We start from the raw sequence: 10,954 nt of genomic DNA, 5'->3' as shown, positions 1-10,954 counted from the left end.
TTGTTTCAACCATAGGCTCATACACTGTTTCACCTATGTCTGTGAGATCTCCCGCGGTAAGACATATCACTTTCATTCCATATATCCGCATCATCTACACCCTGATCTCCGTATAGCTTTAGGACTTCGCTTTGTATGGCAAGCTCATCCAGATCAGCTATGCCTTATATGATGTTCGTGTTCCTCGGACCGGAACTTTGCCGCAGGCTTCCTTCAGATTCCACCTCACGATGGACACCCTTGCCTTTGGCTAATGATAGGTAGCTATAAACCCCCATAACGGACTTGCACCGTCAAGTGATATGCCATGCACGGCACACCATAAAAAAAACGTCCGGTTAGGGACGTTTTTTCAACTAATCAAATTAACTATCTAAATTACGAAATATCAATCATTCGTTTAGCCTGCACTTTAGCTTCTTCCCGCTTAGGAAGCTCTATATTAAGAACCCCGTCTTTATAGGAAGCAGAAATTTTTTCGCTGTCTACAGAATCTGGTAAACTAAAGGCTCTTTTAAAAGTGCTGTAGCTAAATTCTTTCCTGGTGTATCTTCCATTTTTTTCTGAAGTTTCATTTTCCTTTTTCTCTTCAGAAGAAATGGTTAATACATCATTATCCAGCTCTATATTAAAATCTTCTTTAGTTTTACCCGGTGCAGCAACTTCTACACTAAAATTGTCCTCGGTTTCCTGAATGTTTACAGCAGGAATACTGGTTCCTATACTGTTTACATTTGTAGTTCCTCCTAACCAATCGGTTTTAAACATATCGTCAAAAACTGATGGCAGCCAGTTGGCCTCATTCCTTTTAATTAAACTCATAGCTTTTTATGTTTTTTATTAGACTTTAGTTTTATGATTTCTGATAAATTATTAGCAATTTAAATTCCAATCTAATTTTTATGTCTTTTTGGCATTTTTATTCGTGATTGAACAGACAATTTGTCAATAACTTTAAAGAATCTTATTTCTACTGACTTTTGATTAACTTTCCATTAAAACTAGATGAAGTATTTTTTTAATCGCATTTATATTCTCCTTTCCAACCTGCAAAGTAAAATTGCTTTCTACCCCAGCGTTTTCGCAATTTTCGGCTTTCTCATCGCTTTTTTACTTATTTATATTGAAAATCAAGGTGTTTCCCGGTATCTCTTAGATCATATCCCAATGCTGGTGGTAGACAATGGGAATACGGCGCTTAGTATTTTAACCGCTTGTATTACAGGACTTATTTCTATGATGGTTTTTAGTTTTTCTATGGTAATGGTACTATTAAATCAGGCAGCGAGTAATTATTCACCGAGGTTGTTACCCGGACTTATCTCTGATAAAAATCATCAGCTTATTTTAGGAATTTACCTGGCCACTATACTTTACTGTATTTTCGTGGCGGTTTCTATTCAGCCCGAAGGAGATTCTTATCAAACCCCCGGTTTTTCGGTCTTATTGGGAATTATTTTTACCGTGATTTGCATTGGTGCATTTATCTACTTTATTCATAATATTTCTCAAAGCATCCAGATTAACAATATCCTGGATCGCATTTTTAGACAGGCAAAGACACGTTTAAATTTTCTGTTGAAAACTGAAGAAAAAGAAAACCAGGACTTTCCGGATACTAAAGAATGGTACGAATATCATTCAGAAAAAAGTGGGTATTTTCAGAATTTATCTTCAGATAATCTATTGGATATCTGTAAAGAAAAAGAAACCCAGTTTGAGATTCTACCAGTAAAAGGAATTTTTATTTTACAGGGAATTCCGCTTTTTAAATCGAAAGAAAAATTAGACGACGACACCTTTAAAAAAGTATTATCTAATTTTAGTCTCGCGCGCGGGGAGTTGGTAAATACCAATTATGTACTTGCCTTTAAACAAATTACCGAAGTTATAGTAAAAGCGATGTCTCCCGGAATTAACGATCCCGGCACCGCCCTTAACGCCCTTGATTATTTAGCCGAACTTCTGGCTTTACGAATGCAAAAACAAGACCTACAATTTTTAAAAGCTGATAAAAAAGTTCTAATAAAGATGCGAAGTGTAGATTTCGAAGAACTTTTATACCAGGTTTTAGCGCCCATAAGAGCGTATTGTAAACACGATATTATTATTATTCAAAAACTGGGATTGCTATTTTATTATCTGAAATCTCAAAAAGCAGTTAACGAAAAATATTATGAAGTATTAGATATTGAAGCCAAAAACCTAATTGCTGATGCGAAATCTGCAATTAAAAATGAAGCAGATATTAAGAAAATAAACGCAATTGAAAAACAATTAAACCTGAAAAGTTAAAGCAAAACTAAGGAAAAAGCTAAATTTGCCTTATGGGATTAACAAATAATGATATTTTTAAAAAACTAAGAGTCGCCCACAAATTGAGGGACGACGATATTGTGAAAATTTGCGCATTGGTAGATTTTAAAGTCACTAAAAGTGAATTAGGTGCAATTTTTAGAGCCGAAGATCACCCAAAATATGTAGAATGTGGTGATCAATTTCTTCGGAATTTCCTAAACGGACTCATTATCCACCTTCGCGGTCCGATGCCGCCCAAGAAGGAAAAGAAACCCGAAAAAGAATAATATAAAAAAAGACCTCACAGGTTTTAAGAACCTGTGAGGTCTAATAATTTATATCAACAAATCCCGGGTCTTGAGGATTGTTTCCGAGCTTGCTCCGAAATTTCATCGGAGTTCTAACTCGTATGAAAATCAAACATTTTAGATTCTGAAATAAATTCAGAATGACGTCTATTTCAGCAGATTAATAAATTATCTTACGAGCTTCTTATACTTAATACGTTTCGGCATAATATCGCCCCCTAAACGTTTCTTCTTATTTTCTTCATAATCAGAGAAACTTCCTTCAAAGAAATAGACTTGAGAATCTCCTTCAAAAGCAAGGATATGGGTACAAATTCTATCCAGAAACCACCTGTCGTGAGAAATAACCACAGCACAACCGGCAAAATTATCCAAACCTTCTTCTAAGGCTCTAAGCGTATTAACATCCAAATCGTTGGTAGGTTCATCGAGTAGTAGAACGTTTCCTTCTTCTTTTAGGGTCATTGCTAAGTGGAGTCGGTTTCTTTCTCCTCCGGAAAGCATATTTACTTTTTTATTTTGTTCACTTCCGCTAAAGTTAAATCTGCTCAAATAAGCTCTTGAATTAACCTGACGGCCGCCCATCATAATCAATTCCTGCTCATCGCTAAAGTTCTGCCAAATGGTTTTTTCAGGATCTATATTAGAATGCGCCTGATCTACATAAGCGATCTTCGCGGTTTCTCCAACCTCAAAACTTCCTTTATCGGGTTGTTCTTCACCCATAATCATTTTAAAAATGGTGGTTTTACCGGCACCGTTAGGCCCAATAACACCCACAATCCCCGCTTGCGGAAGTTTAAAATTTAAATCCTCATAAAGCAATTTATCACCAAAAGCCTTACTCACTCCGTTGGCTTCAATCACGTTAGTTCCCAACCTTGGACCATTTGGAATATAAATTTCCAGTTGCTCGTCCATTTGCTTTTGGTCCTGGCTCAACAACTTATCATAATTATTTAAACGTGCTTTTTGTTTGGCCTGGCGTCCTTTTGGATTCATTTTAGACCATTCCAGCTCTCGTTCTAAAGTTTTTTGACGTTTGCTGGCTTGCTTTTGCTCCTGCGCCATACGTTTAGATTTCTGGTCTAACCAGGAAGAATAATTTCCTTTCCACGGGATACCTTCTCCCCTGTCCAGTTCTAAAATCCAACCTGCAACATTATCAAGGAAATAACGGTCGTGAGTTACCGCGATCACCGTTCCTTTATATTGCGCCAAATGATGTTCTAACCAGTGTACAGATTCCGCATCAAGGTGGTTGGTAGGCTCATCTAAAAGTAGAATATCGGGTTCCTGAAGCAACAAACGGCAAAGTGCCACTCTTCTTCGTTCCCCTCCTGAAAGTACCGAAATCTTTTTATCGGCTTCAGGAGTTCTTAAGGCATCCATCGCAATTTCCAGTTTGGTATCCAACTCCCAGGCGTTTGAAGAATCAATTTTATCCTGAAGCGCAGCCTGCTTATCCATAAGTTTCTGCATCTTATCGGCATCTTCATAAACCTCTGGTAATCCAAATTGGTCGTTAATTTTATTATATTCATCAAGAATAGCCACCGTTTCAGCAACTCCTTCTTTTACAACTTCAAGAACGGTTTTATCCTCATCTACCTTTGGTTCCTGTTCAAGGTAACCTACAGAATATCCCGGTGAGAAAACCACATCACCCTGGTAATTTTTATCGTCCCCGGCAATAATTCTTAGTAAAGTAGATTTTCCCGAACCGTTTAAACCGAGAATTCCAATTTTTGCACCATAGAAAAAACTAAGGTATATATTTTTCAAAACAGGGGTATTCGCATTTTTATATGTCTTGGTTACCCCAGACATTGAAAAGATCACTTTTTTATCGTCTGCCATAATGAATTTTTTAAGCTATTTTAAGATTGCAAATATCTGAAAATAAAGTCAGAATTCGGTTTGATTATTTATAAAGGCCGAGTAAGCGCAAGAGGATTAACATTTGCCCGGTGTGATAGGCCGTATGCTCAATTACCAGCATAATTTCTCGCAGTAAGCTATGATTTTCAGAATTTTTAACCGGAAGATTTAATTCGGTATCAGCATCTAAAATAAATTTCTTAAAACGCTCTCTATCTTCAAAATACTCTTTCTTTAATTCGTCCCAAGCTTCTTCTGTTATTGGAGCTGATTCTTTAGGCCAGTAATCATCAGGCCACTTTGAAGTTTTATAATTTTTAGAATTAGAATATTCTAAAATATCCTTTTGTGCAAATACAATATGGAAAAAAAGTTCATAAAAGGAATACGGTAAATTATGAGGCTTTTCTCCTAATTTTTCAAATGGGATTTTATCGATGAAATCTTCTAAAGCCATAAAAGCTTCACCACCTTCTAAATGTTTAATTAATTTTTCTTTACTTCCGGAATTTGACATATTATCGACTTAAATTCTACCTTTTAATGCATTAAACGCCCAGGAAATGGCAAAAAATCCAATCCCCGTAACCGAGAAACCAATCGCATAATCACGATATTTAAGCACGCCCAATAAAATTATGGCGGCACCAATTATAAATAAAGCAAAAGATGCCCAGGCAAAAATGGTATTTTTATTCATTCCCATACTTAAGATTTTATACAAATATCGGCTATTTTACATTCCCAAACCATAAGGAGAATTCACTCTATTTTGTATTTTAGCCAAAAGACGGCTGTAAATTTAAAATTTACTGAAATTTCGATAATATTTCTACCTGTTTAAAAGATATTTCTAATTTCAGGAATTAAAAAATCATAATATATGAATATGAAATTCAATAAAAATGAGGACCATAATAAACTTTTGGTTTCTTCATTAAACCATAAACTTAAACGCATAAAACTTGGTGGTGGTGAAAAGCGCATAGAAAAACATCACGCTAAAGGAAAAATGACCGCCCGCGAACGAATAGATTTTTTACTTGACGAGAAATCGAATGCAATAGAAATAGGAGCTTTTGCCGGCGAGGGAATGTACGAAGAACACGGCGGTTGCCCCTCAGGTGGCGTTGTGGTAAAGATGGGATATGTCTCAGGGAAACAATGTATCGTAGTTGCTAACGACGCTACTGTAAAAGCGGGAGCCTGGTTTCCTATTACCGGTAAAAAAAACCTACGTGCTCAGGAAATAGCTATAGAAAACCGACTCCCAATTATTTATTTGGTAGATAGCGCCGGGGTGTATTTGCCTATGCAGGATGAAATTTTCCCTGATAAAGAACACTTCGGAAGGATTTTTAGAAATAATGCCGTGATGAGCAGTATGGGAATTACCCAAATTGCAGCGGTGATGGGCAGTTGTGTAGCGGGTGGTGCTTACCTACCTATTATGAGTGATGAAGCGCTTATCGTAGAAAAAACCGGCAGTATTTTCCTCGCCGGAAGTTATCTTGTAAAAGCTGCGATTGGCGAGACTGTAGATAACGAAACACTTGGCGGGGCTACTACACATAGCGAAATTAGCGGGGTTACAGATTATAAAGCGAGAGACGATAAAGATGCGCTTACCCGTATACAGAATATCATGGATAAAATGGGCGATTTCGACAAAGCCGGATTTAGCCATAAAAAAGCAGTAAAGCCAAAAGAAAAACAGGAAGATATTTACGGAATTCTTCCTAAAAAACGCAGCGACCAATATGATGTTCGGGAAATTATTTCCCGTTTGGTAGATGGTTCAGAATTTGAAGAATATAAAGAAGGTTACGGACAAACCATTATTACCGGATATGCCAGGATTGATGGTTGGGCTGTGGGAATTGTGACTAATCAGCGTAAAATTGTAAAAACCAAAAAAGGCGAAATGCAGTTTGGCGGAGTGATTTATTCAGATTCTGCTGATAAGGCCACCCGTTTTATAGCAAATTGCAATCAGAAAAAAATCCCACTTGTTTTTCTTCAGGATGTTACCGGATTTATGGTAGGGAGTAAAAGCGAACACGGCGGAATTATAAAAGACGGCGCTAAAATGGTAAGCGCGGTAAGCAATTCGGTAGTGCCTAAATTCACCATAATTATGGGGAATTCTTATGGTGCAGGAAATTACGCCATGTGCGGAAAAGCATACGACCCAAGGCTTATCGCAGCCTGGCCAAGTGCAGAACTTGCCGTAATGGGTGGAACCCAGGCTGCTAAGGTTTTAGCTCAAATTGAAACTGCAGCAATGGAGAAAAAAGGTGAAAAGGTTGATGAGGAAAAAGAAAAAGAAGTTTTTGAGGCGATAAAATCACGTTATGATGAACAAACTTCTCCTTATTATGCTGCTGCAAGATTGTGGACAGACGCTGTAATAGATCCATTAGATACCAGGAAATGGATCTCTATGGGAATTGAAGCCGCCAACCACGCGCCTATTGAAAAAGATTTTAATTTAGGAGTGATTCAAACATGAAAAAATCTTTTAAACAATACTTAAGCCTGCTTTTCTTCTTTATAATTGGCGCTTTATATTCTCAGGACACTATAGTTAGTCACTATATTTCAATTTCTCATTATAAGGAGGATGGTAATAAATTGACTAGAAAGGATACTGCCAATTTCCAATTTTACAATGGCGATACACTGGTAGCAATTTCTCCAGATTATAAATCTCCATTGGATAAAAACAAGGTGAAAGTCGCATATGAACCAAAAGATAGCATCTTCCTAAATCTCTATAAGAACGTAGTCTACAATACAGACAAATCCCAAAAAGAAAAATTGTATATGCGCTACTGGAAAGATTCTATAAAAGTATTTTTTGAAGCCGGGGTTTCAGATCAACATGCTAAAGAACTGATGCAATTTGCTTATAAAATTTCCAAAGATATAGATTCGCTAAATATCAAAAGAGTCTTTCGGTCTAAAGACGCAAACTATAGAGTTTATTATCTTAATTCGGAATATAAAACAGACTTTGAACCAAGAATTACAGGCAAAAGTGGTTATTATGTTCATTGGAACGCTAAAAATCAAATTTATAAAGGTGACTTAAAGATTAATAGCGATCTTATTGAAAATGGTCTATCTGTTGAACTATTAAAATTTCATTTTTTTCGTTCTTTAGGTTATTTTAAAGGTTCTAAAAACTTATCATGTGAAAGTTATCTTTCTGGTTGTAATAATTTAAGGCAATTAACTCAACCCGATCTTGAACTACTGAAATATCATTATTCATACGGAGTGTGTAAAGGCGTAAATCTCGAAGATTTCGAAAAACTTCACGCTCACATGATAAAATCAAAAGAACAAAATCCCAACGTTCCGTTATACGTTATGCATAGAGAATAATAAATATTAATTGTAAAAGAATGAAAAACCTAATTTTAATGCTGGCCGTTTTCCTTGCCACATCTAATATTTCCTGCGCCCAGGTTTTAAGCAATAAAGAAGGCAACTATACTGAAGCCGATTCACTTCGAGGATCACTAAGACTGGAGCGCACCTTTGATGTTCAGAAATATCATTTAAAGCTTAAAGTGGAACCTGAAAAACAATTTATTTCCGGCTCTAACACCATAAGTTTTATTGCTGAAGAAGACCTTTCCATCATTCAAATAGACCTTTTTGAAAATATGAAAGTGGACTCTGTTCTTCAGAACGGCAAAACTTTAGCTTACGAACGAAAGCATAATGCTATTTTTATCGATCTGAAAGAAACGGTAAAATCTGATAAAAAAGGAGAAATTCAATTCTATTATTCCGGAGAACCTATAGTAGCTAAAAATGCGCCCTGGGATGGCGGTTTTGTCTGGGACCAAGATGAGAATGGCGACCCGTGGATTGGTGTTGCCGTGCAAGGGACCGGTGCCAGTCTTTGGTATCCCAATAAAGACCACCAAAGTGATGAGCCAGAAGAAGTTCAGTTAGATATTGCTGTTCCCAACGGATTGATGAATGTATCCAATGGACAGTTTTTAGGAGAAAAAGATTTAGGAAATGGTTTTACAGAATGGAGTTGGAAAACCGTAAACCCTATCAACAATTATAACGTGATGATCAACATTGCGAACTATGAACATTTCTCTGATTCCTATGGCGATCTGGAATTAGATTATTTCGTGTTGCCTTATAATCTCGAAAAAGCCAAAGAACAGTTTAAAGAAGTAAAACCAATGATGGATTGCTTCTATGAAAAGTTGGGGGAATATCCTTTTGTGGAAGACGGCTTTAAATTGATTGAAACTCCGTACCTGGGAATGGAACACCAAAGTGCCGTTGCCTACGGAAATGAGTATAAAATGGGCTATTTGGGGAATGATCTTTCCGGTACCGGGATTGGTTTAAAATGGGATTATATAATTATTCACGAATCTGGCCACGAATGGTACGGGAACAGCATTACCGCAAAAGATATTGCCGACATGTGGATTCACGAAGGTTTTACTTCTTATACCGAAGCGGTTTATGTGGAGTGCCGTTGGGGAAAAGAAAAAGCTTTAGAGTACCTAAAAGGAACTCGTCGCGGATTAGGAAACAATGCTCCCATTATTGGTGATTACGGTGTAAATAGTGAAGGCTCTGGCGATATGTATTTTAAAGGTGCTAATTTGCTAAATACCATTCGTAGTATTTATGATGATGATGAATTATGGTGGAAAACTTTAAAAGATTATACCGAAACCTATAAGCATCAAATCATCGATACAGAAACTACTGAAAACTTCTTTAATGAAGCAACCGATGTAAACCTCGATCCAATTTTTGAGCAATATTTAAGACAGGCTGATTTGCCTAAACTCGAATTTAGAAAAAGGGATGGGAAAACTCAGACCCGTTGGGTTACCGATGTAGAGAATTTTAAAATGCCGGTAGACATCCTTGTGGAAGGAAAGGAAATTAGAATTCATCCAACCAACGACTGGCAGAATTTAAAACATGATATTGAACTGGACGAGATAAAAGTAAACGAACTTGAATTTTATATTGCTTCTGCTTATATGAGATAAATAAGAAAATTGATTTATCCAATAACCTGCAGAATTAAAAAATCTGCAGGTTATTTTATTTCTCTAATTATGAGAAATTGATAAAAGAAATTTATTCAGAAGGAATAAGTATTAATTCCTCCTGTCGGCCATTTACATATCTAAAACCATTTTCACCCCAAAAGCCCGCTTCCTCAAGCATTATTCGAATTTCCTGGTCCCATTCTTCCAAAAACACACTGGTATTTAGTTCTATCGCGTAAACCGTGTTTTCATTTAGCGGATATTCTCCACTTCCGGGCACACCTTCCTGAGAATCCCACATCCCAATAGTTGTCCCGGCAGAATGACCGTATAAACCGAGCGGGTGGGTGTAAATCATAGGTTTTAAACCTGCTTCCGTCGCCTGGTCTAAACTCTCTGAAAGAATTTGATTTCCTGTTTTTCCGGTTTTTAAATTTTCAGTTAAAATATCCTGAAGCTGATTTCCTTTTTCAAAAGTTTTCTGTAGAAACTCGGGAGCTTCGGTTTCCCCGAGTTTTAAAACATACGCCATTTGCTGGCAATCGGTATTCAATCTTAAATAAGTGATCCCAAAATCACAGTGGAGCAAATCTCCAGTGTAAATTACCTTTCCTTCATTATTGGAAGAAAATGCCGAAACATGATCTTCGAGCGCTTCTTCGTCTCGTTGAATGGAAACAGTTGGATGAAACCAAGTTTCCAGCCCAAGATCAGTCACTTTTTGACGCATCCACCAAACCAAATCTTCGGTGGTGGTTTCACCCGGAATAATTACTTTTTTGCTAAAAGCTTTCCTAATAATATTTTTGGTAATTTGAACCAACTGAGGATAAATTTCCATTTCCATCTGGGACCTGGTTTCAATCCAACCTACTGCTAAGTCTTCTCCAGACACAAGTCGGTTTTTATAAGTCGGGGGTAAATGATCCAAGAATTCTTCAGAATCGGTTTTTACCAGTCCATCGGCCAATCCGTAATTTTTTGAGGAATTGAGGGCAATTTTTTGCGGGTCCCTTTCTTCTATAATTTCGATAAGTGCTTTCCATTGCTCAGGTTCTTTTTCGGGAAACCAAGCAGCATCAATACTTTCTCCGACTTCGTATCGAGCCACAGCAAGGCGTTCCAAAGTATCAATTTCTTTATTTCTGCTGAATACAAGTATGGTTCGTCTTCTGGCATTTAACCAGGTGGCCGGCAGCATAGTACGTAACACGGGATCTTCATTGTATTCGCGGGAAATCACAATCCACATATCTACTTCTGCCCTGTCCATCAAATCGGGGAGAATATTTTCAAATTTATCGTTCAGAATTTCATTTACGAATGTAGCTCTTTCGCGCTCAGGAAGAATTTGAGCCGAAGAGTTTAAAACACTCAGCAGCCCAACTAATAGGAATAGTTTATACATATATGGAA

General features: G+C 37.0%; 10 protein-coding genes. 5 read left to right on the top strand and 5 right to left on the bottom strand.

Translation table 11 applies throughout. The features are described 5' to 3' along the window. Positions 1–378: 378 nt before the first annotated feature. A complete protein-coding gene (locus B5X53_RS16580; protein WP_079714344.1) occupies positions 379–822 on the bottom strand; it encodes an Hsp20/alpha crystallin family protein in 444 nt (147 codons plus the stop codon). A 183-nt stretch (positions 823–1,005) separates the two neighbouring features. Here B5X53_RS16580 and B5X53_RS16575 point away from each other — a divergent pair, with 183 nt between their 5' ends. Both B5X53_RS16575 and B5X53_RS16570 read left to right on the top strand, forming a co-directional pair. Further along, entirely contained in the window at positions 1,006–2,295 is a 1,290-nt protein-coding gene (locus B5X53_RS16575; protein WP_079714343.1) for a DUF2254 domain-containing protein, read from the top strand. A gap of 32 nt (positions 2,296–2,327) precedes the next feature. Then, positions 2,328–2,585, top strand: a complete 258-nt coding sequence (locus B5X53_RS16570; protein WP_037319632.1) for a DUF1456 family protein — start codon at positions 2,328–2,330, stop codon at positions 2,583–2,585. Positions 2,586–2,774: 189 nt separating this feature from the next. Here B5X53_RS16570 and ettA read toward each other — a convergent pair whose 3' ends face one another. The 3 genes from ettA to B5X53_RS16555 all read right to left on the bottom strand — a co-directional run bounded on the left by ettA (position 2,775) and on the right by B5X53_RS16555 (position 5,193). Continuing rightward, positions 2,775–4,466: an energy-dependent translational throttle protein EttA gene (gene ettA / locus B5X53_RS16565; RefSeq protein ID WP_079714342.1), complete on the bottom strand. Its 1,692-nt coding sequence runs from the start codon at positions 4,464–4,466 to the stop codon at positions 2,775–2,777. A 64-nt stretch (positions 4,467–4,530) separates the two neighbouring features. Further along, complete coding sequence (locus B5X53_RS16560) at positions 4,531–5,004, bottom strand: DinB family protein (protein WP_079714341.1); 474 nt, start codon at positions 5,002–5,004, stop codon at positions 4,531–4,533. 9 nt (positions 5,005–5,013) lie between these two features. Then, positions 5,014–5,193: a CAL67264 family membrane protein gene (locus B5X53_RS16555; RefSeq protein WP_075326058.1), complete on the bottom strand. Its 180-nt coding sequence runs from the start codon at positions 5,191–5,193 to the stop codon at positions 5,014–5,016. Between the two features lie 177 nt (positions 5,194–5,370). On the opposite strand from B5X53_RS16555, the gene B5X53_RS16550 reads away from it, so the two are divergent. Genes B5X53_RS16550 through B5X53_RS16540 form a run of 3 tightly spaced genes read left to right on the top strand, consistent with a single transcriptional unit; the run spans position 5,371 to position 9,535 of the window. Continuing rightward, positions 5,371–6,999 (top strand): acyl-CoA carboxylase subunit beta, encoded by a 1,629-nt coding sequence (locus B5X53_RS16550; protein ID WP_079714340.1) that lies wholly within the window; start codon positions 5,371–5,373, stop codon positions 6,997–6,999. Further along, on the top strand, positions 6,996–7,877 hold the full coding sequence (locus B5X53_RS16545) for a hypothetical protein (protein WP_079714339.1): 882 nt from the start codon (positions 6,996–6,998) through the stop codon (positions 7,875–7,877). Before B5X53_RS16550 ends, B5X53_RS16545 begins: the two co-directional genes overlap by 4 nt. Before the next feature lie 20 nt (positions 7,878–7,897). After that, positions 7,898–9,535 (top strand): M1 family metallopeptidase, encoded by a 1,638-nt coding sequence (locus B5X53_RS16540; protein ID WP_079714338.1) that lies wholly within the window; start codon positions 7,898–7,900, stop codon positions 9,533–9,535. A gap of 91 nt (positions 9,536–9,626) precedes the next feature. On the opposite strand, the gene B5X53_RS16535 is transcribed toward B5X53_RS16540, so the two are convergent. Continuing rightward, complete coding sequence (locus tag B5X53_RS16535; protein WP_079714337.1) at positions 9,627–10,946, bottom strand: M24 family metallopeptidase; 1,320 nt, start codon at positions 10,944–10,946, stop codon at positions 9,627–9,629. Positions 10,947–10,954 lie beyond the last annotated feature (8 nt).

The organism is Salegentibacter salinarum (assembly GCF_900168115.1).
GTDB lineage: Bacteria > Bacteroidota > Bacteroidia > Flavobacteriales > Flavobacteriaceae > Salegentibacter > Salegentibacter salinarum.
This window is presented reverse-complemented; position numbering and strand designations above follow the sequence as displayed.

Excerpts from the sequence above, each read along its gene's own strand:
- B5X53_RS16580 (WP_079714344.1), bottom strand. The coding sequence starts at position 822 with ATGAGTTTAATTAAAAGGAATGAGGCCAACTGGCTGCCATCAGTTTTT.
- B5X53_RS16575 (WP_079714343.1), top strand. The coding sequence starts at position 1,006 with ATGAAGTATTTTTTTAATCGCATTTATATTCTCCTTTCCAACCTGCAA.
- B5X53_RS16570 (WP_037319632.1), top strand. The coding sequence starts at position 2,328 with ATGGGATTAACAAATAATGATATTTTTAAAAAACTAAGAGTCGCCCAC.
- ettA (WP_079714342.1), bottom strand. The coding sequence starts at position 4,466 with ATGGCAGACGATAAAAAAGTGATCTTTTCAATGTCTGGGGTAACCAAG.
- B5X53_RS16560 (WP_079714341.1), bottom strand. The coding sequence starts at position 5,004 with ATGTCAAATTCCGGAAGTAAAGAAAAATTAATTAAACATTTAGAAGGT.
- B5X53_RS16555 (WP_075326058.1), bottom strand. The coding sequence starts at position 5,193 with ATGGGAATGAATAAAAATACCATTTTTGCCTGGGCATCTTTTGCTTTA.
- B5X53_RS16550 (WP_079714340.1), top strand. The coding sequence starts at position 5,371 with ATGAATATGAAATTCAATAAAAATGAGGACCATAATAAACTTTTGGTT.
- B5X53_RS16545 (WP_079714339.1), top strand. The coding sequence starts at position 6,996 with ATGAAAAAATCTTTTAAACAATACTTAAGCCTGCTTTTCTTCTTTATA.
- B5X53_RS16540 (WP_079714338.1), top strand. The coding sequence starts at position 7,898 with ATGAAAAACCTAATTTTAATGCTGGCCGTTTTCCTTGCCACATCTAAT.
- B5X53_RS16535 (WP_079714337.1), bottom strand. The coding sequence starts at position 10,946 with ATGTATAAACTATTCCTATTAGTTGGGCTGCTGAGTGTTTTAAACTCT.